The sequence below is a fragment of the Nocardia sp. NPDC057227 genome (assembly GCF_042669725.1).
GTDB lineage: Bacteria > Actinomycetota > Actinomycetes > Mycobacteriales > Mycobacteriaceae > Nocardia > Nocardia asteroides_A.
The window spans coordinates 550848-569416 of sequence record NZ_JBHUXA010000001.1 but is presented as its reverse complement, the minus strand read 5'-3'; the positions used below and the strand labels follow the sequence as shown (position 1 = coordinate 569416).

At 73.5% G+C, this 18569-nt stretch carries 18 protein-coding genes; 9 read left to right on the top strand and 9 right to left on the bottom strand.

The features are described 5' to 3' along the window. Positions 1–204 precede the first annotated feature (204 nt). The 6 genes from ACFUJ1_RS02940 to ACFUJ1_RS02915 all read left to right on the top strand — a co-directional run bounded on the left by ACFUJ1_RS02940 (position 205) and on the right by ACFUJ1_RS02915 (position 6558). Positions 205–1641 carry a lipase family protein gene (locus ACFUJ1_RS02940; protein ID WP_378641791.1) on the top strand — a complete coding sequence of 479 codons (1437 nt, stop codon included), beginning with the start codon at positions 205–207 and terminating at the stop codon, positions 1639–1641. Positions 1642–1783: 142 nt separating this feature from the next. Further along, positions 1784–2845 carry a fused (3R)-hydroxyacyl-ACP dehydratase subunits HadA/HadB gene (locus ACFUJ1_RS02935; RefSeq protein WP_378641790.1) on the top strand — a complete coding sequence of 354 codons (1062 nt, stop codon included), beginning with the start codon at positions 1784–1786 and terminating at the stop codon, positions 2843–2845. Positions 2846–3164: 319 nt separating this feature from the next. Then, positions 3165–4022 (top strand): helix-turn-helix domain-containing protein, encoded by an 858-nt coding sequence (locus ACFUJ1_RS02930; protein WP_378641915.1) that lies wholly within the window; start codon positions 3165–3167, stop codon positions 4020–4022. 161 nt (positions 4023–4183) lie between these two features. Further along, on the top strand, positions 4184–5002 hold the full coding sequence (locus ACFUJ1_RS02925; protein WP_378641788.1) for a SigB/SigF/SigG family RNA polymerase sigma factor: 819 nt from the start codon (positions 4184–4186) through the stop codon (positions 5000–5002). A 68-nt stretch (positions 5003–5070) separates the two neighbouring features. Further along, positions 5071–6066, top strand: coding sequence for a helix-turn-helix domain-containing protein (locus ACFUJ1_RS02920; RefSeq protein ID WP_378641786.1), 996 nt, complete (start codon positions 5071–5073; stop codon positions 6064–6066). Between the two features lie 78 nt (positions 6067–6144). Then, positions 6145–6558 carry a DUF3052 family protein gene (locus ACFUJ1_RS02915; RefSeq protein WP_378641784.1) on the top strand — a complete coding sequence of 138 codons (414 nt, stop codon included), beginning with the start codon at positions 6145–6147 and terminating at the stop codon, positions 6556–6558. A 20-nt stretch (positions 6559–6578) separates the two neighbouring features. Here ACFUJ1_RS02915 and ACFUJ1_RS02910 read toward each other — a convergent pair whose 3' ends face one another. From ACFUJ1_RS02910 to ACFUJ1_RS02890, 5 genes are all read right to left on the bottom strand, one after another. Then, positions 6579–7394, bottom strand: a complete 816-nt coding sequence (locus ACFUJ1_RS02910; RefSeq protein ID WP_378641782.1) for a SigB/SigF/SigG family RNA polymerase sigma factor — start codon at positions 7392–7394, stop codon at positions 6579–6581. Positions 7395–7566: 172 nt separating this feature from the next. Then, a complete protein-coding gene (locus tag ACFUJ1_RS02905; RefSeq protein WP_378641780.1) occupies positions 7567–9072 on the bottom strand; it encodes a PP2C family protein-serine/threonine phosphatase in 1506 nt (501 codons plus the stop codon). An 8-nt stretch (positions 9073–9080) separates the two neighbouring features. Further along, a complete protein-coding gene (locus ACFUJ1_RS02900; RefSeq protein WP_378641778.1) occupies positions 9081–9800 on the bottom strand; it encodes a GAF domain-containing protein in 720 nt (239 codons plus the stop codon). A gap of 140 nt (positions 9801–9940) precedes the next feature. Next, on the bottom strand, positions 9941–10921 hold the full coding sequence (locus ACFUJ1_RS02895) for a helix-turn-helix domain-containing protein (RefSeq protein WP_378641776.1): 981 nt from the start codon (positions 10919–10921) through the stop codon (positions 9941–9943). A gap of 200 nt (positions 10922–11121) precedes the next feature. Beyond that, positions 11122–11700, bottom strand: a complete 579-nt coding sequence (locus tag ACFUJ1_RS02890) for a TetR/AcrR family transcriptional regulator (protein ID WP_378641774.1) — start codon at positions 11698–11700, stop codon at positions 11122–11124. Between the two features lie 101 nt (positions 11701–11801). Here ACFUJ1_RS02890 and ACFUJ1_RS02885 point away from each other — a divergent pair, with 101 nt between their 5' ends. Beyond that, positions 11802–12941, top strand: a complete 1140-nt coding sequence (locus ACFUJ1_RS02885) for an acyl-CoA dehydrogenase family protein (protein ID WP_378641772.1) — start codon at positions 11802–11804, stop codon at positions 12939–12941. A gap of 8 nt (positions 12942–12949) precedes the next feature. After that, positions 12950–13657, top strand: a complete 708-nt coding sequence (locus ACFUJ1_RS02880; protein ID WP_378641770.1) for an endonuclease/exonuclease/phosphatase family protein — start codon at positions 12950–12952, stop codon at positions 13655–13657. Here the strand turns inward: ACFUJ1_RS02880 and ACFUJ1_RS02875 are convergent. From ACFUJ1_RS02875 to ACFUJ1_RS02865, 3 genes are all read right to left on the bottom strand, one after another. Continuing rightward, positions 13644–14531 (bottom strand): alpha/beta hydrolase family protein, encoded by an 888-nt coding sequence (locus ACFUJ1_RS02875; RefSeq protein ID WP_378641768.1) that lies wholly within the window; start codon positions 14529–14531, stop codon positions 13644–13646. The genes ACFUJ1_RS02880 and ACFUJ1_RS02875 overlap by 14 nt on opposite strands. Then, entirely contained in the window at positions 14525–16606 is a 2082-nt protein-coding gene (locus ACFUJ1_RS02870) for an acyltransferase family protein (RefSeq protein WP_378641766.1), read from the bottom strand. The genes ACFUJ1_RS02875 and ACFUJ1_RS02870 overlap by 7 nt, the downstream gene beginning before the upstream one ends. A gap of 175 nt (positions 16607–16781) precedes the next feature. Continuing rightward, on the bottom strand, positions 16782–16949 hold the full coding sequence (locus ACFUJ1_RS02865) for a DUF4236 domain-containing protein (protein WP_084505282.1): 168 nt from the start codon (positions 16947–16949) through the stop codon (positions 16782–16784). A gap of 150 nt (positions 16950–17099) precedes the next feature. Here ACFUJ1_RS02865 and ACFUJ1_RS02860 point away from each other — a divergent pair, with 150 nt between their 5' ends. Further along, positions 17100–17525, top strand: a complete 426-nt coding sequence (locus ACFUJ1_RS02860; RefSeq protein ID WP_378641764.1) for a DoxX family protein — start codon at positions 17100–17102, stop codon at positions 17523–17525. A gap of 58 nt (positions 17526–17583) precedes the next feature. On the opposite strand, the gene ACFUJ1_RS02855 is transcribed toward ACFUJ1_RS02860, so the two are convergent. Beyond that, the gene (locus ACFUJ1_RS02855) at positions 17584–18519 is read right to left on the bottom strand and encodes a TauD/TfdA dioxygenase family protein (protein WP_378641762.1); all 936 of its coding nucleotides are present in this window, start codon (positions 18517–18519) and stop codon (positions 17584–17586) included. Positions 18520–18569: the final 50 nt, after the last annotated feature.

Sequence of the window (18569 nt, the reverse complement as noted above, 5' to 3'; positions counted from 1 at the left end):
ACGGGTCGCGGGACGGTCTCGGGGCCCTGTTTCCGATTGCGAATCGGCGACGCGCCCCCAACGGAACGAATACACGCACCTGCGAGCAACCGCCTTCCCCCACACTGATCTCCCTGGCCTCGGTGCCGGAGGGGGGATTTCGGGGGCCGAAGTCCGCACTTCTCCGGTGTCCTGGCAACGCCACCGCACCCGGGGAAGTGTGCCATGCGATTCCGTGCCATCGTCGTCACGTTGCTGCTCTGCCTTCCGATCGCCGCGGCTCCGGCCGCGCTCGCGGAACCAGCCGCACCACAACCTGTTCCGCCTACCCTGAACATCCCGGGGCTCCCCCCGATCGCCCTGCCCGTGCTCCCGGCGCCCGTGGCCGGTATCCCGGTGCCGCCGCTGCACGAACTGGTGGACGCGCTGGTGCCGGCCCCGCCGGTGCCGGTGCTCCCGGCGCCCGTGCCCGGGGTCGAAGTGCCCGAGCTGACACCGGATCTCGCGGCCTTCCGGCAGGCGGTGCTGCCCGCGGCCACCGGTGACCCGCTCTTCGACCGCTGGCCGCTCGACCTCGCCGACCGGCTCCCCGGCGAGGTGCTGGAGATCCGCGACGTCACCAGGTCGGCGGCGCCGCTCATGCTGGTGCCGATCCGGCAGGCGACGCTGCTCAAGTTCCGCACCACCGACGCGCACGGCGAACCCTCCTTCGCCACCGCGACGCTCGTGGTCCCCGCGGCCGCCTGGACCGGGGACGGGCCGCGGCCGGTGCTGGTGAACAACCTGCCGATCGACGCGCTCGGCAAGCGCTGCACGCCCGGCTACACCATGGCGCACGGCCTCTCGTTCGACACCAACGTCACCGACTTCGTCCCGCCGACCACCGCGCTGGCCGCCGCGCGCGGCTACGCGGTGCTCATCCCGGACCACGAGGGACCCTGGATGGCCTACGCCGAACCGGTGGTCGCCGGGCACGCCGTGCTCGATTCCATCCGGGCCGCGCGCGGCTGGAACCACGAGGAGTTCGCCGGGAGCCGCTTCGCCATGACCGGCTACTCGGGCGGCGCGATCGCCACGCACGGCGCGGTGAAGATGCTGCCCGGCTACGCCCCCGAACTCGCGGACTCGGTGGTCGGGGCTGCGCTCGGCGGGGTCCCCGCCGACTTCGAGATCCTGGCCCGCAGCATGAACGCGAACCTGGCCTCCGGGGTGTTCATGGCCGCGATCCTCGCCATCGGCCGGGAGCGCCCGGCGATCCTGGACCGGGTCAACCACCTGGGCCGGTGGGTGGCGCTCTCGCCGATCAAGGACGAGTGCATCGGGGTCTTCGCGCTGCCCGGGCTGCTACAGCTCTCGGTCGACGTCGCCGCCGACATGGCGAACCCGCTCGGCTCCGAGCTGGCCGCGGAGATCTACGCGGTGACCAGGATGCCCGGCATCCGCTCGCCGGTCCCGCTCTACATCTACAACGGCGACCAGGAGTTCTGGATCCCGGCCGAGGGGGCGCGCAACCTGTACCGGGAGCAGTGCGCGCTGGGCGCGAACGCGGTCTACCGCGGGGTGCTCGGCGAGCACATCATCGGCGCGGCGACCGGCTACCCGGAGGCGGTGCGCTGGCTGGACCAGCGGCTGCGCGGAGTGGCGGCGCGCTCGGAGTGCTGATGTGTGAGGTGTCGGTGGCGCCGCCGGTCCGGTTTGTCGCCGGGCACAGAATCGGCGGCGACACCGCGAACCCGGCCGCCGCGGCCGGTACCGTTGGCCGCTCCGGCCGCACCCGGCGGCCGGAGGTCGCGGAGAGCAGCAGATGAACGACAGCACCACCCTCGCCTCCGACCAGGCGAAGGCCCTGGTCGGATCCCACTTCCGGCTCGCCGACCACTTCGAGGTGGGGCGCGAGAAGATCCGCGAGTTCGCCAGGGCGGTGCAGGATCAGCACCCGGCGCATCGGCACGAGGACGCCGCCGCCGAGCTGGGGTACAAGGGCGTCATCGCCCCGCTGACCTTCCCCTCCATCGTGTGGATGCTCATGCAGCGCGCGCTCTTCGACTCGGTGCTGACCGGCTACGACATCAGCCAGATGCTGCAGACCGAGCAGCGCATCCGGATGCACCGGCCGCTGGTCGCCGGCGACGTGCTCGGCTGCGACGCCTGGTTCGAATCGTTCCGGCAGTTCGGCGACAAGGACTTCCTGGTCAGCCGGAACGTGCTCACCGATGCCGACGGGCACGTGCTGCAGACCGCGCACAGCACGGTGGTCGCGCAGACCGGCCCGGCCCGGGTCACCGGCTTCGCGGACGCCGTGGACGGGGTGATCATGACCGGCACCTCGCTCGCCGCCCGCACCGGCGCCGGGGCGGACGCGGCGGAGCCGGGCATCGTCACGGTCACCGGAGCGCCGGAGGCCGTGCCCGGGGTGGACGAGTGGGCGGTGCGCATCCCGCGCACCCGGTTCGCCTTCGAGGAGCTGCGGGTCGGCGACGAGCTGCCCGCCCGCACCTTCCCGCTCTCCCGCGGCGACCTGGTGAACTACGCCGGGGTCTCCGGCGACACCAACCCGATCCACTTCAGCGACGAGATCGCCGCGGCCATCGGGCTGCCCGACGTGGTCGCGCACGGCCTGCTCACCATGGGGCTCGGCGCCGGCTATCTCACCGGGTGGCTCGGCGACCCGGCCGCCGTCGTCGAGTACGGCGTCCGGTTCAGCGGTTTCGCGCCGGTGGCGGCGGCCCGCGCGGCGTCGGTGCGGTTCACCGGGCGGGTCAGGGCGCTCGACCCGGTGCGCCGCTCGGCGACGCTGAGCATCGGCGCGACCTGCGGCGGCACCAAGCTCTTCGGCAAGGCGAGCGCGGAGGTGCTGCTGCGCTGAGCCAGGGGGCATCCCGGCCGATCGACCACAAAGGCCAGGCCGGAGCGGTTTCCGCGGCAGTGGGCGATTGCGTTGCGGCGGTGTGGATTTCGCTGTGCGTACAGATGTAAGCACAGATGTGCGCTCTTGGGTAAACCAGCACAGGTGATCGTGGATTCATGTCGTACCCACATGGCAGTATCGGTCCATGCGAGCCTCGCAAGGACGACTCTCCCCCGTGCGGAACAGCGAAATGCGGTACTCAGAAGTGCAGCCTTCAGACGAATCGTCCGATCCGGTTCCCGCACCCGGGGGTGAGGGCGGGCCGACCGCGCTGCGGATGGTGCTCGGCGCCCGGCTCCGCAGGCTCAGGGAGTCCTGCGGCGTCACCAGGGAGGGCGCGGGCGAGGCGATCCGCGGTTCGCACTCCAAGATCAGCCGATTGGAGCTTGGCCGCACCGGTTTCCGCGAGCGCGACCTGAACGACCTGCTCGCGCTGTACGGCGTCACCGACCCGGAGGAGTGCGGCGAGTATCTGGCGCTGGCCAGGCAGGCCAACGCATCCGGCTGGTGGCACCGGGACAACGACTGGCTGCCGAAGTGGTTCGACACCTACCTCGGGCTGGAGAACGCGGCGCGGCTGATCCGCGGCTTCGAGCCGCGGGTGGTGCCCGAGCTGCTGCAGACCCCCGACTACGCCCGCGCGCTCATCGCGCTCGCGCACCCCGGCGAGTCCGAGGAGGTGATCGAGCGCCGGGTCGCGCTGCGCATGCGGCGCCAGGAGATCCTGGACCGCGCGCACCCGCCGCAGCTGTGGCTGGTGGTCGAGGAGGCCGCGCTGCGCCGCCCGATCGGCGGCTCGATGATCTGGCAGGCCCAGCTGGACCACCTGGAGCGGGCGGCGGCCCGGCCGAACGTCACGGTGCAGGTGATCGCCGACCACGTCGGCGGCCCCGCCGTGGCCGAGAGCGGCTTCACCGTGCTCCGCTTCGCCGAGTCCGACCTGCCCGACATCGTCTACCTGCAGCAGCTCACCAGCGCGCTGTACCTGGACAAGCGCGCCGACCTGGACGCCTACCTCGCCGTCGCCAACCAGCTCTCGGTGCACGCGGCGCCGCCCGAATACACCCCCGGCCTGCTCGCCGCGCTGCGCAGACGGCAGCCGGAGATCATGGACCGCCCGGCCGGGGAGCGGTAGCCGCGCTCGTACCGAATGCGAAGGAACGTCGGCGCGCACCGGCGCGCAGCGAAGTCCGGCCGCGCACCCGGGTTACCGCGTCGGGGGCGCGGTAGCCGCCGATCATCGCCTCCCCCCGGTCGTGCGATTTCGCGCGCGGGGTCTCGGAAAGCGAGGTCGCGATGACTTCCTCAGCACTGCACGACAGCACCACCGCGCGCCGCGGCAACCGCGGCCGCGACAGCTACGACGGCATCGAGCCGCTGCTGGAACAGCTCGCCGCCATGGACGCGGGCGACCCCGCCCGCCCGCGGCTGCGCGAGGAGGTCATGCGCCGCTGCCTGCCGCTGGCCGACCACATCGCCCGCCGCTTCACCGGCCGCGGCGAAACCTACGACGACCTGCACCAGAGCGCCTCGGTCGGGCTGGTCCTCGCGGTCGACCGCTACGACCCGGCCCGCGGCACCTCCTTCGTCGCCTTCGCCGTGCCCACCGTGATGGGCGAGGTGCGCAGGCACTTCCGCGACCGCACCTGGGCGGTGCGGGTGCCGCGCCGGGTGAAGGAGACCCAGCTGGCGATCGGGCCGACGGTGGAGCGGCTCTGCCACGAGCACGGCCGGATGCCGACCGCGATCGAGATCGCGGTGGCGCTGAACCTGGACCTGGTCGAGGTCACCCAGGCGCTGCTGGCCGGTAACGCCTACCGCACCAACTCGCTCGACGCCACCGCCGACGACGAGGAGGGCGGCGGGATCGCGGCCCAGGTCGGCGAGCGGCTCGGCGAGACCGACCCCGCTTACGCCATCTGCGACGACGCGCTCGTCGTCGCCCCGCTGCTGCGCGAGCTGAACGAGCGGGACCGGCTGGTGCTGCGGCTACGCTTCTTCGAGAACTACACCCAGTCCCAGATCGCCGCCGAACTCGGGGTCTCGCAGATGCACATCTCCCGCATCCTCTCCCGCACGCTGGCCGGCCTGCGCCGACGCGCGCTGCGCGATTGAGCCGGGTGCCGGATCGCGCCGCCGTGGACCGGGTGTTTGGGCGGGGGGAACCCGGGTATGCGCGCGCGGTGGGTGCGGCAGACGAGGTTCAGGGCCGAGCCCGGACCGGGCTGCTGCGGCTCGGTCCAGGCCGGGTGCTGCTGGAGACCGACGACCTCATCGTGGCCGAGACCGAACTGAGCAGCCTCTACGGGCCGGTGCGGCTCGGCTCGACGAGTGCCGCCCTGCCGATCCGGGTGCTGCGCCAGGAGGTCGGGCCGGTCACCCACAGCGCCGTCCGGATCGGCGGCGAACTCGGCTACGACGCGGAACCGGCGGGCAACTGGAGCATTCTGGTGCTGCGCGACGGCGTGCTCGAACCCCGCTTCGGCGCCGCCGATCCGCAGCGGATCACCGCGGGCCGGGTGGTGGCGATGGAGCTGCCGGAGCTGCCGCGGGTCGGCGTCGTCCGGCGGGCGAGCTGGCAGTCGGTCTCGCTCCCGCCGGAGACGCTGGCCAGGGTCGACGACCGGGACCGGAACGGGCGGGCCGCCCGGCCGACCGGGCACGATCCGGTGAGCCCCGCGGCGGCGGCGCGCATGATCGCCGCCATCGAGCACTTCGGCGTCGTCGCCGCCGCGCCGACGGCCACGCCGCTGCTCGCCGGGGTGGCCGCCGAGTATCTGGCGGCGGTCGTGCTCGACACCTTCCCCTGCACCGGCGAGCGCGGCCCGACCGCGGCGGACCGCAACGACGCGCACCCGGAGACCGTGCGCCGCGCGGTCGCCTACATGGAGAGCCACGCCCGCGAGGACATCGCGCTCGCCGATATCGCCGCCGCCGCGTACGTGACGATTCGCGGCGTGCAGCTGGCGTTCCGCAGGCACCTCGGCACCACCCCGGTGCACTACCTGCGCCGGATCCGGCTGTCGGGAGCGCACGCCGAGCTGGTCGCGGCAACCCCCGGTTCCGGGCGCACGGTCGGCGCGATCGCCGCGGACTGGGGCTTCTCCAACGCGGGCCGCTTCGCCATCGCCTACCGGCACGCCTACGGCTGCAGGCCCAGCGTCACCCTGAACCGCTGACCGCCTTCGTTTCTGCCGGTTAGAAACGGGGGCCGCGGGGTAGCTGCGTGGTTCCGAGAGACGGCGGAAGGAGCGGCGGTGCCGGTGGACTGGGTGGTTTCGGCGGTGGAGCGGTTCGGGTTCGCGCCCGGACAGCTGGTGCGCGAGATCGGCTGTGCCGATGACGCCGACCGCGAGCTGCGCGGGCGGGTGGAGGCGATCACCGGGCGCAGCCTCACCGGGCCCGGCGGCCACCGCTGCCCGGACGGGCTGCTGGTGTGGCTGCGCGCGGGCGAGGGCGATCCGGTTCAGGTGCTGCTCGGCTGCGGCGAGGCGATGACCGCGCGCTCCCGGCTCTGGGTGCTGACCCCGAAGGTCGACCGGCCTGGCCACCTGGACCCGCTCGCCGTGGTCGACGCTGCCGGGCGCGCCGGGCTGAACCGGGTGGGCCGCGTCGACGTCTTCGACGACTGGAACGCCACCGGGCTGCGGCTCCTCCGCCGCAGGCGCTGAGCCGGGCGGCGGGGGCCTCGTCAGTCGCGCAGTGCGCGGGCGCGCAGCGCGGCCAGGGTCCGGGACAGGATCCGGGAGATGTGCATCTGCGAGACGCCGAACTCCTCGGCGATCTGCGCCTGCGTCCGGTTCTCGAAGAACCGCAGGTAGAGCACGCGCCGGTCGCGCTCGCTGAGCCTGCGCAGCAGCGGGGCGACGGCGATGGCGTCCTCGCAGAGCTCGTAGGAGGGGTCGTTCGCGCCGAGCGCCTCGGTGATCTGCGCGGGGACCGGGCCGCCCGCGTCGTCGGCGGGGGAGTCGATCGGGTTGGTGCGGTAGGCATTGCCCGCGAGCAGCGCCTGGGTCACCTCGATCAGGTCGAGGTCGAGTTCCATGGCGATCTCCACCGCGGTCGGCATCCGGCCGCAGTGCTGGCTCAGCTTCTCGATGACCGGCCCGATCGCGAGCTGGGTCTCCTTCACCCGGCGCGGCACCCGGAGGGCCCAGGTGCGGTCGCGGAAGTGCCTGCGCACCTCGCCCATCACGGTCGGGATGGCGAAGGCGAGGAAGCTGGTGCCGCGGGCCGGGTCGTAGCGGTCGACCGCGAGGACCAGCCCGAGCGAGGCGCTCTGGTGCAGGTCGTCGTAGGTTTCGCCGCGGCCGGTGAAGCGGCGGGCGATGTGGTCGGCCAGCGGGAGGCAGCGGCGCAGGCAGAGCTCGCGCAGCGCGGTTCGGCGGGGGTCGTGCCCGGCCATCGCGGCCAGCTCTGCCAGCAGCGGCTCGATGCCGTCGTAGCTGTCGTGCCCGCGGTTCACGCGGCGGGCGGTGGTGGTGCCCTGGCGGGTCGGGAGCGTCATGGCGAACTCGCTTTCGGTGCATGGCGCCGACGGAGCGCGGAGGTGCGAGTGATGTGCTCTGCCTACCGCCGGGGGACGCCGCGCAGCGGGGCCGCCACGATCCTTTTCGTTCTGTGCACGACCCGCGAGCGTTCTGTTCGCTATCGGTATGCCGGGTGTTGATCCGGCCGCGCTACCCCTCGCTCCCGGCGATCGCCGACGGGCTGCGCGGCGGGGCCGTCCAACGGGCCAGCACCACCGTGGCATCGTCCTGCAGGGCACCGCGCTGGTGGGTGAGCACGGCCCGGATGAGCCTGCGCGCGGTCTCCGGCGGCGGGTACCCGGCCGCCGCCTCCCTGCCGAGGAAGTCGACCAGCCTGGCCTCGCCGAAGAGGGCGCCCGCGCTGTCCCTCGCCTCCACCAGCCCGTCGGTGTAGAGCACCAGCCAATCCTCCGGCTGCAGGGTCTCCTCGCCGACGGTGAGGTCGCCCGCGCCGAGGCCGAGCGGGAGCCGCTTCCCGGCGGCGAGCGGCTTGACGACCTTGCCGCCGCGCATGATCAGCGGCTCCGGGTGCCCGGCGTTGACGTAGCGCAGCCGCCCGGTCCGCAGATCGAGCTCGGCGAGCACCGCGGTGGCGAACAGCGAGCCGCCGAACTGCCGCTCCAGGGTCTCGTCGATCAGCCTCGCCTGCTCGAACAGCCCGTGCCCCGCGTGCCTGGCGGCCCGGTAGGCGGCCAGCGCGGAGGCGGCGATCAGCCCGCTGCGCGGGTCGTGTCCGACCGCGTCGAGCACCAGCAGCTGCGCGGTGGTGTCGCTGAGCGCGTAGTCGAAGGCGTCGCCGTTGAGATCGTTGCGCGGCTCGACCACCCCGGTGACGACGAAGCCGTCCACCCCGGCCGTCAGCGGGGGCAGCAGCGACCAGATGAGCTCGGCGGCCGGGGTCCGCGGCGCGCCGCGGCGCACCCGCTGCAGCGCGTCGCCGTAGGCGCTCAGCGCGGAGATCAGGTGGCCGAGCAGCCGTGCGACCCATCGGCATTCGCTGCGCAGCGCCGGGTCGTAGATGTCGTCGCAGTCGTCCACCCGCACCTCGAGCACCCCGAGGCGCTCGCTGCCGTCCAGCAGCGGCACCCACAGCCCCGGCTTCTCGCCCGCCTGCGACGGGAGCGTCCGCACGGTGCGGAAGGCGCGGCCGGGCAGCGTGCTGTCCACGTCGAGCGCGGTCTCCGCGGGTGCCTGGCCGGTGCTGTCCGTCGTGCTCGGCAGCGGCCGCAGGTAGCGCTGCGCGTAGTCGACCAGGTAGATCGTCAGGTGCACGCCGAGCGCGCGCCCCGCCGCCTCGGCGACGGCGGGCAGCCGGTCCGGCGCGGCCAGGTGGCTGCCGTCGATCAGCTCGACCAGCGCCGCCAGCGGGGCGCTGCGGGATTCGGCATCGCGCAGCGTGCGGCTGTACCCCGCGCGGCTCGACCAGGCCCGCTGGTCGAGCCGTTCGTTGACCACGTGCGCGAGGATGTCGCGGTCGAGCGCGGGCAGCTCGCCGAGCCCGTGCAGGTAGGCATCCACCTCGAGGAAGCCGGTGTCACCGCCCATCGTGAAGTAGCCCATCCAGAGGTCCTCCGGCGCGAGCCCGGCGCCGTCGATGGCCTTGACCAGGCTGCGCTGCTGTGCCCTGGCGCGCTCGGCGTCGGAGCGGTCGTTCATCCGCCTGTTCACCGTCGCCGGTGCGCCGTCGAGGCCACCAGCCGCTCGGCCACCTGCAGCACGGTGCTGCGCTGCCTGCGCGCCGCGGCGGCCAGGACCAGGAACGCGGCCCGCTCGTCGACGCCGTCGCGCGCCATCACGATGCCCTTGGCCAGTGCCACCGCCTCCCGGCCGCGCAGGCTCGCGGCGATCCTGGCGCTGACCTGCTCCGCGTCGGCGGCCGCGATCCGGTGCGCGAGCAGCAGCGCCGCCTGCGCGGCGAACATGGCGAGGATATTGTCCTCGCGGCTGCCGTAGGCGAAGGGCTCGGTGGCGTACACCTTCATCGCGCCGAGGGCACTGCCTCCGGTGACCAGCGGTGCGCTGAGCGTGGCGCGGAGCCCGAGTTCGACGGCGCTGCGCCCCCAGACCGGCCAGCGTTCGTCGGTGTCCAGGTCGTCGATCCGGACCACCACCCGATCCGCCCAGGCGGTGAGGCAGGGGCCGGCGCCGAGCTCGTACTGCAGCGCGTCGGCGCGCCGCACCACCTCGTCGGTGGCCGCCGCGCTCGTCCGCTCGCCCGCGGCGTCGACCAGCGTCAGCCCGGCCCCCGCGGTGTGCGGGACCATCTCCCGCGCGAGCGCGGTGATCATCGACAGCGCGGTCTCGACCGTCTCCGCGGTGAGGAACAGCCCCGACATCCGGGCGAACGCCGCCGCGATCTGCTCGGCGGCGAGATCGGTTGCCACTGTGCCCTCGTCCCGTGGATCGTCCGGTGCCATCGTCGCTCGTCCTCCCGTTAGCCGATCGCGGCGTTCCTACCCCGCCGGACCTCGTTCATTCCCGGCGGCGGATGTGCCGCACGGGTTCGCGCCCGCGGCGCGTGAAATCAGCCGCGCAGGGTGCGGGTCGGCGGCTGCCCGAACCGCTTCCGGTAGGCGGCGGCGAAGCGGCCGGGATTGCTGAAGCCCCAGCGGAGCGCGACGGCGGCGACCGTCCGCCGCTCCCTGCCCGTGGCGGATTCGAGCAGCTCGGCGTGGGCCCGGTCGAGCCGGATGGTGCGCAGGTACCCCAGCGGCGTGGTGCCGTGGTGGGTGCGGAAGGCGTACTGCAGCGCGCGCGGGGTGACCCCGGCGGCGGCCGCGATATCGGCGACGCCGACCACCTCGGTGGCATGCGCGTGCAGGTAGTCGATGCCACGGCGCAGCGCGGAATCCGGTGCGGCGCCCGGCTCGGGCGCGCTGTGCACCATCGTGGTGTTCGGGAAGACGACCAGCGCCGTCGCGGCCAGCGCCGCGGCGAACTCGGCGGCGACCAGCGGGTTGCTCAGCACCGAGTCGGCGGCGGCGAGGTCGGTCCGCGCCGCGCCGAATAGCCCGGTCCACCAGCGGGCCGCCGCGCCGGAGACCGGCCGGAAGCCGAGGAACCGGAAGTCGGCGGCGGTGCCGCCGCGCTCCTCGGCGGCGGTGAGCACCGTGGCCAGCGGGAGCCGCAGCCCGGTCAGGTCGATCCGGTCGGCGTCGAAGCGCAGTGGCATGCCGAGCGGGAGCAGCGCGGGTACGCCGTCCGCGCGCTGCCTGATCTCGGTGCCGTCGCCGGTGACGGTCATCCGCCCGGCGCCGAGCCGGGTGACGAACAGGTAGTCCAGCGGCTCGGTGTCGACCCGGTAGCCGATGGTGGAGCGGATCCGGTCGGTGGCGAGCAGCGGGTTGCTCGCCGCGGACACCTCGAGCGCCGCGTCCGCGCCGACCTCGTCGAACCGGGTCCGGTTGCCCACGTAGAGCTGCTCGAAGACGGCGGTCGCCGCGTCGGCGTCGCGCGGGCGGAACTCCGCGCGCTCGATCGGCAGCGGCGCCGGGAGATTCACCACCGTTCTCCTGCCCTGTACGGATTGCGAGCACGCGATGCCGACCACGGTACTCGGCCCGAGCACGGCGGATGCCGATCCGGCGGGACGATTCGCGAAGCGGAGCGAATCGGATTCCGGCCGGGTGAGCTCCGCTCGACCGCGCCGGGTACCGAGGGCGGTCCGGTCGGCCGGATCGAGGACATCCTCGATCCGGCCGAGCCCTAGGCGCTGATCCCGTTGGTGAGGATCGAGGCCAGCTCGCGGTAGGCGGCGGCATCGTCCAGGCCAGTCCCCGCGCGGACGCCGCCCTGCTGGATGCGCACCATCATGGTGGCGGCCAGCTCGGCGGCGAACGCGGCGTGCACGCCGCGGAAGTCGCCGGTGGCGACGCCGTCGTCGATGAGCTGCTGCACCCGGCGGGCGGCGATCCCGGTATTGCGTTCGTACACCGCGCGGGCCGGGGCGAAGGCGTCCAGGTCGGCCATGAAGCGCTCCGAGGCCACCGCCAGCGCCGTGCCGACCGCGGTCAGGTAGGCGGCGATCCGCTCGCGCGGTCCGTCGGCCCTCGCCACGCTCGCCTCCACGGCGTCGGTGGCGCGCTTGAAGAAGTGCACCGTCGCGGCGGTGACCAGCTGCTCCTTGCTGCCCGCCAGGGTGTAGAGCGTGGACTTGGAGCAGCGCAGCCTGGCCGCGATGGCGTCCAGGGTCAGGTGCGCGAAACCCTCGGCGAGGAAGAGCGCCAGCAGTTCGTCGAAGAGTTCGGTGCGGCGGGCCGTCGCGAAGGCCGATGCGTGCTCCATGCGGAGATAGTACTGCGCGGCGTCTTGTAGTACTGTCCGCGTCGGCAGTACTCTCGACTGATATCGAGTACTGATACCCGTATCGAGTTCGAGGAGAGCCCGTGGCCGTCGATCGACTCCTGCCCACCGACGAGGCGCGCGACCTGATCGGGCTCACCCGCGATCTCGCGGACAAGGTCCTCGCGCCGATCGCCGACGAGCACGAGAAGGCCGAGACCTACCCCGACGGCGTCTTCGCCACGCTCGGCGCGGCCGGGCTGCTGAGCCTGCCGTACCCGGAGGAGTGGGGCGGCGGCGGCCAGCCGTACGAGGTCTACCTGCAGGTGCTCGAGGAACTGGCCGCGCGCTGGGCCGCGGTGGCGGTCGCGGTGAGCGTGCACAGCCTCGCCTGCCACCCGCTGCTCGCCTTCGGCACCGAGGAGCAGAAGAAGCGCTGGCTGCCGGAGATGCTCGGCGGCAGCACCATCGGCGCCTACAGCCTCTCCGAGCCGCAGGCCGGTTCCGACGCCGCGGCGCTCGCCTGCAAGGCGGTCGCCGCGGACGGTGGCTACCGGATCACCGGGGCCAAGGCGTGGATCACGCACGGCGGCATCGCCGACTTCTACAACCTGTTCGCCCGCACCGGCGACGGCTCCAAGGGCATCTCCTGCTTCCTGGTGCCGCGCGAGCTCGACGGGCTGAGCTTCGGCAAGCCGGAGGAGAAGATGGGGCTGCACGCCGTCCCGACCACCTCCGCGCACTACGACGGCGCCCTCCTCCCGGCCGAGCGGCGGATCGGCGCCGAGGGGCAGGGGCTGCAGATCGCCTTCAGCGCACTGGATTCCGGGCGGCTCGGGATCGCCGCGGTCGCGGTCGGGCTGGCCCAGGCCGCGCTGGACGAGGCCGTGGCCTACGCCGGGGAGCGAACGGCGTTCGGCCGCAGGATCATCGATCACCAGGGGCTCGGCTTCCTGCTCGCCGACATGGCCGCCGCGGTGGACTCCGCGCGCGCCACCTACCTCGACGCCGCCCGCCGCCGCGATGCCGGGCTGGCCTACTCCCGGCACGCCTCGGTCGCCAAGCTGGTCGCCACCGACGCCGCGATGAAGGTCACCACCGACGCGGTGCAGGTGCTCGGCGGCTACGGCTACACCCGCGACTTCCGGGTCGAGCGGTACATGCGCGAGGCCAAGATCACCCAGATCTTCGAGGGCACCAACCAGATCCAGCGGCTGGTGATCAGCAGGCACCTCGCGGGCTAGGGTGGCTCGTGCTCTCCGTCGCCTCCTGGAACGTCCTGCACCGCGTGCACGCCGAGAACTGGTACGAGGAGGTCGCGGCGCGCTGGCCGGACGAGGTCGCGCGGAACGCCGCCGTCGCCGAGCGGGTGGCCGGGCTGGACGCCGCGGTGATCGCGCTGCAGGAGGTCAGCGGCGACCAGCTGGCCGCGCTGCGCGCGATCGCCGGTGATCGGGCCGTGCACACCCTGCGCTATCCCCGGGTGCCACGGCCCAAGCGCGTCCCGACGGTGCTGCGGGACCGCGACGAGTACCTGGTGATCCTGGCCGATCCGGCGAGCGTCCCGGTCCTCGGCGAGGCGTTCGGCGACGATCCGGGCAAGGGCGCGCTCGTGGTCCGGGTCGGGGAGTTCACCGTGATCGCCACCCACGTCACCGGTGACGGGCGCGGCCCCGGCCAGCTGCTGGCCCTCGCCGACCTCGCCGCGGCCGGGCCCGCGGTGCTGCTCGGCGATTTCAACGCCGACCGCGCGACCGTCGCCGCCGCGCTCGGCCCCGAGTTCGCCGTCGCCGAGCTGCCGCCGGAGCTACCGACCCGCCCGCGCACCGGCGGCGCGGGGAAATCGCAGTTCATCGACCACATCGTCACGCGGGGAGCGGTCGCGGCCGGGGTGCGGGTGCTCGACTCCGCCGGGCTCTCCGACCACAACCCCGTGCGCGGTGTGGTCAGCGCAGGGTAGCCGCGTGACCGAGAATGGCCGCCTGCGCGGTCTGCCAGGCGAGCGAGGTGGTGTCGATGAAGTCGGCGTGCCCGGAGCCGCGCAGGACGTGCAGCTCGGTGCGGCGGCCCGCGCGCTGCGCCGCGGCGATGTAGCGGCGGCTCTGCTCCGGGGAGACCACCCGGTCGGCATCGCCGTGCACCGCGGTGAGCGCGACCCCGACGGCCAGGTGCTCGATGGGGGAGGCCAGGTGGTAGCGGTCGGGCACCTCGTCCGGCGCGCCGCCGAGCAACCCGCGCACGAAGCGGTCGCGGCCGTTGCGCACCGCGAAATCGAGGTCGAGCACGGCGGCCATCAGCGTCGCGCTGCGCACCTTCAGCTCGGGGTCGAGCGGCTGCGCGGCCACCCAGGCCGCGAGGTGCCCGCCCGCCGAGTGCCCGGCCAGGTGCACCCGGTGCAGGTCGAGCGCGTCGCCGACCCGCTCGCGGACCGGGCCTGCCAGCGCGTTCACCGCGTCGCGCACATCGTGCAGCGTGGTCGGCCAGCCGCCGGCGCCGTGCACCCGCCGGTACTCCACGTTCCACACCGCGACGCCGTGCGCGGCCAGCGCCACCGCCTGCGGCGCCGACTCACCGAGGTTGCGGTACTGCGACCAGCCACCGCCGTGCACCAGCACCACCACCGGGAACGGCCCCCGCCCCACGGTCGGCAGGTACAGCTGCCCGAAGGTGTCGGCGGCCGGGCCGTAGTCGATGCGCACCGGCGCGCCACCGGCGGGCAGCTCGCCCCCGACCACCGCTGGCGCCTCCGGCTCGCTCGGGCCGTACCCGAGCACCAGCGCGGCCCCGGTGAGCAGCCCGGCGACCAGCACCCGCCGCCGACGCACGCTCACCACCAGTTCAGGACGGGCTGCAGCTCCCGGCCGAGCGGGCCGGCCAGCGAGCGCGAGTAGCTCGCCGTCAGGTGGTGCTCGTCGTGGTAGACGAGCACATTGCCCTCGACCACCGCGCAGGTCTCCGGCTCGCAGACGGCGTCGGTGAGGTCGATCGGGAAGACCGCCGGGTAGTGCGAGGCGGGCTCCAGCAGCGGGTTCACCTCGTCCAGCGCGGCGCCGCGCGGGATGCCGCAGCTCAGCCGGTCGCCACCGCCCGCGAGGCAGTCCACCGCCTTGTAGCGGACGGCGTCGCGGCGCAGCCACGGCGTGTCCCGGATGGTGATCGTGCGCAGCCCGCGGTCCGAGAGCGCCGACCAGACGTCGAGGTACTCGGCCGGGGTCTCGTCGCCGAGGTCGGCGCGCGGGCGGGTGCCGGTGGTGAAGACCCAGTCCGGCGCCTCGGCGCCGAGCCGGTCGATCACCTCGCGCGACCAGTCGCGGCAGTCCGGGATCGGCTCGCCCTTGTAGGTGACGTTGTCGTCGAGCGTGAGCGGGCAGCCCATCTTCAGGTACACCTGGATCCGGAAGGAGTGCTCCGCGGCCAGCACCTGCAGCGCCGGAAGCCAGTGCTCGGCGTGCGAACTGCCGACCACGGCCAGGGTGCGCCCGGCCTCCGGGTCGCCGTAGGTGCAGCCGACCACCTCGCGGGTGTCCCAGTCCGCGATGCAGCCGTCGTGCGTGGGCGGCGGGCCGTCGGCGGGCGCCTCGAGCAGGGTCGGGCGCATCCGCATCTCCGGCACGGCCGCGCCCGCGACCAGCGCCTCGGCCCCCGGGTAGAGCCGCGCGTCCAGCGCCTCGACCGCCGAACCCGGATGCAGCCGTTCGGTGATCACCAGCCAGCCGCCGCTCGCCACCAGCACCGCACCCGCCAGCACCAGCACGCCGCCGCGCCCCCGCGCCGGAGCGGCCGGGGCGGCGGCCGCGCGCTCGCGCAGCGGCTCCTCGATCCAGCGGTGCGTGATCCAGGCCAGCACCAGCGAGACCCCGATGATCATCAGCCCGTCGCCGAACCCGGCCCGCGGCTGGCCCCGATCGGCCAGGTAGAAGATGAGGATCGGCCAGTGCCACAGGTACAGCGGGTAGGCGATGTCGCCGAGCCGGCGGGCCGTGCGCGAGGCGAGCAGCCGGTTCGGCCACGGCCGCTCCGGCGCCGCGAGCCCGTTGCCCGCGATGATCACCGCCGCCGCAGCACCCACCGGGAGCAGCGCGGCCGGCCCGGGGAAGCGGTTCGCGCCGTCCAGGACGAACCAGCCGCAGCCGACCACGCCGAGCACCCCGGCCACCGCGAGGACCGAGCGCAGCAGCCGCGGCGGCGCCAGCACCGGGGCGAGCAGGATGAGCGCCGCGCCCGCGCACAGCTCCCAGCCGCGGGCCAGGCTGTCGTAGTAGTTCCAGCCCTGCGCGGTCGCCGCGCCGCGGGTGGCGTGCAGCAGCGAGGCGAGCATGAGCACCGCGACGATCGCCAGCAGCGCGGCGCGCACCAGCGCGGCCCCGCCCCTGCGCCGGCCCACCCAGGCCACCGCCGCGACCACGAGCAGCGCGGCCAGGTAGAACTGGCCCTGCACCGCCATCGACCACAGGTGCTGCAGCGGGCTCACCGACGGGTCGGCGGCCAGGTAGTCCGACCAGGACCAGGCCAGCTGCCAGTTCTGGTAGTAGAAGAGCGAGGCCAGCGTCTGCGCCGCCAGCGTCGACCACTGCGTGTACGGGCGCATCGCCACGGTGGCGACCACCACCGCCGCCAGCACCACCACGAGCGCGGGCAGCAGCCGCCACGCCGTGCGGCGCAGGATCGCGCCCGCGCCGAGCGGCTCCGGGCGCTCGGCGCGGCGCAGCAGCAGCCCGGTGAAGAAGAACCCGGAGAGCACGAGGAACACGTCGACGCCGCCGGAGACCCGGCCGAACCACACGTGGAACACCACCACCAGCGCGATGGCGACGCCGCGCAGCCCGTCCAGATCCTCCCGGTACCCGGCCTTGCGCGCCGCCGCCGGTGCGGCACCGGCGATCGCCGGCGGCTCCTGGCGTGTGCTCACGGCACCTCCCTGGTCGGGTTCGGGTTCGGCACACGCCGAGTTATCTCTCCCGATTATCCCGGTCGGAGCGGATGCTCTCGCAGGTCCCCCGGATGAGGCCGCCGATGGCGGCGTGTCGCGAACGCGATACCGGCCCGGAGGCGGGTGCCTCCGGGCCGGTATGCGGGGATGCGCGTCAGCGCTGGCGCCAGCTCAGCGGGCCGGGCAGATCGACGCTGTTCTTCTTGGTGCGGGAATTCCACGACCAGCGGCCGATCTTGATCCCCCACGAGGACATCCCGTTCTGGGTGAAATTGAACTTCAGCGGCCCGAAGGACTTCCGCTGACGGTACTTGATGGGCATGGCTACCTCCCTGGTTCGGACTGGGGATAGCCAATCCTCCCCGACACAAACGGGTTTCGCCCGGCGAAAAATTTCTCCGGTGCGGCGATGAGTTCTCCGGCGGGGCTCCGTCGTATGTGATGACTCCCGCACCGACCCGAAGGACCCGAGATGACCACCGCCACCTTCTCCGCCGCCACCGCCACCCGCCCCGGCACCGTCCGCAACCGCGTCCTGTGGACCCTGCAGATCCTGCTCGGGCTCTTCTTCGTCATCGCCTCCGGCGCCCCCAAGCTGATCATGCCGGGCACGCTCGCCGAGAACGCCGTCGACAACCTGGCCTTCCCGGTCTGGCTGCTCGTCTTCATCGGCGTCGCCGAGGTCGCGGGCGGCATCGGCCTCATGGTGCCCAAGCTCAGCGCGCTCGCCGCCGGCGGGCTCGCGGTGCTCACCGTGCTCGCCGCGGGCACCCAGGCATTCATCGCCGACAAGCCGGGCATGGCGATCTTCCCGCTGGTCCTGGCCGCGGTCTTCGCCTGGATCGGCTACGAGCGCCGCGGCACCGTCGCCGAGCTGCGGAACTCGCTCTCCCGCTGAACCGTCCGCGCGCAAGGCCGGCGATCACCCGATCGCCGGCCTTCCGCGCTGTCCGTGCTCAGGCGCCGGTGAACCGATCGCCGGAGATGGAGACCGACGCCTCCCCGTCGACGCCGACCGGGATGTCGCCCTCCAGGGTGGTGCGGTAGAGCACCCGGGTGACGTCGAGGTGGTCGAGGTCGCTGGGGGCCAGGTGCGCGGTCGCCCGGTTGTCCCAGAACGCGATGGTGCCCGGCTTCCACCGGAGCGAGACGGTGAAGGCGGGCTCGGCGATCTGGTCGAACAGCAGCTTCAGCACGGCGTCGGACTGGGCCGGGCTGAGCCCGATGATCCGGGTGGTGAAGCCGGGGTTCACGAAGAGCGCGCGCTCCCCGGTCACCGGGTGCACCCGGACCACCGGGTGCTCGGTGACCAGCGGCGCCGCCGCCACCTTGCGCGCGTAGTCGCTGTCGTCGGACCACGCGGGCTTGCTGCCGCCGAAGCGGTGCTCGGCGCGCAGCCCGTCGGCGAAGGTGCGCAGCGCGTCGGGCAGGTTCTCGTAGGCGGCGACCAGGTTGGTCCAGCGGGTGTCGCCGCCGCGCTCCGGGGCGATCTCGGCGCGCAGGATCGAGGCCGCGGGCGGGTTGATCAGCGCCGAGACGTCGGTGTGCCAGTGGTTGGTGTAGCTGAACTTGCGCACCCCGAACCGCTTCTCGTAGAGCCTGCTGTCGACGGCGAGGATCTCCGGGTGCTCGGTGGGCGCGTCGGTGTCGTAGGGGTGCGACGGCGTCACCGCGCCGAACCGGCGGGAGAAGGCGATCTGCTCGGCGTGGCCGATGTGCTGGTCGCGGAAGAACAGCACCTTGTAGGTGTGCAGGGCATCGGTGATGGCGCGCACCTGCTCGTCGGTCAGCGGTTCGCGCAGGTCGACGCCGGAGATGTCGGCGCCGATGTGCCCGGCGACGGGGTCTGCGCGGACGGCGGTGGTTGTCGGGTTCTCGTGTACTGCGGTCATGGGAGGCTCACTCGGGGAGAAGGGATTCGGGTCGCGGGGCGGCCGGGGCG

Coding starts and splice junctions, on each gene's coding strand:
- ACFUJ1_RS02865 (WP_084505282.1), bottom strand. CDS start 16,949: ATGCCCATCAAGTACCGTCAGCGGAAGTCCTTCGGGCCGCTGAAGTTC.
- ACFUJ1_RS02855 (WP_378641762.1), bottom strand. CDS start 18,519: ATGACCGCAGTACACGAGAACCCGACAACCACCGCCGTCCGCGCAGAC.
- ACFUJ1_RS02940 (WP_378641791.1), top strand. CDS start 205: ATGCGATTCCGTGCCATCGTCGTCACGTTGCTGCTCTGCCTTCCGATC.
- ACFUJ1_RS02910 (WP_378641782.1), bottom strand. CDS start 7,394: ATGACGCTCCCGACCCGCCAGGGCACCACCACCGCCCGCCGCGTGAAC.
- ACFUJ1_RS02860 (WP_378641764.1), top strand. CDS start 17,100: ATGACCACCGCCACCTTCTCCGCCGCCACCGCCACCCGCCCCGGCACC.
- ACFUJ1_RS02930 (WP_378641915.1), top strand. CDS start 3,165: ATGGTGCTCGGCGCCCGGCTCCGCAGGCTCAGGGAGTCCTGCGGCGTC.
- ACFUJ1_RS02935 (WP_378641790.1), top strand. CDS start 1,784: ATGAACGACAGCACCACCCTCGCCTCCGACCAGGCGAAGGCCCTGGTC.
- ACFUJ1_RS02905 (WP_378641780.1), bottom strand. CDS start 9,072: ATGAACGACCGCTCCGACGCCGAGCGCGCCAGGGCACAGCAGCGCAGC.
- ACFUJ1_RS02890 (WP_378641774.1), bottom strand. CDS start 11,700: ATGGAGCACGCATCGGCCTTCGCGACGGCCCGCCGCACCGAACTCTTC.
- ACFUJ1_RS02925 (WP_378641788.1), top strand. CDS start 4,184: ATGACTTCCTCAGCACTGCACGACAGCACCACCGCGCGCCGCGGCAAC.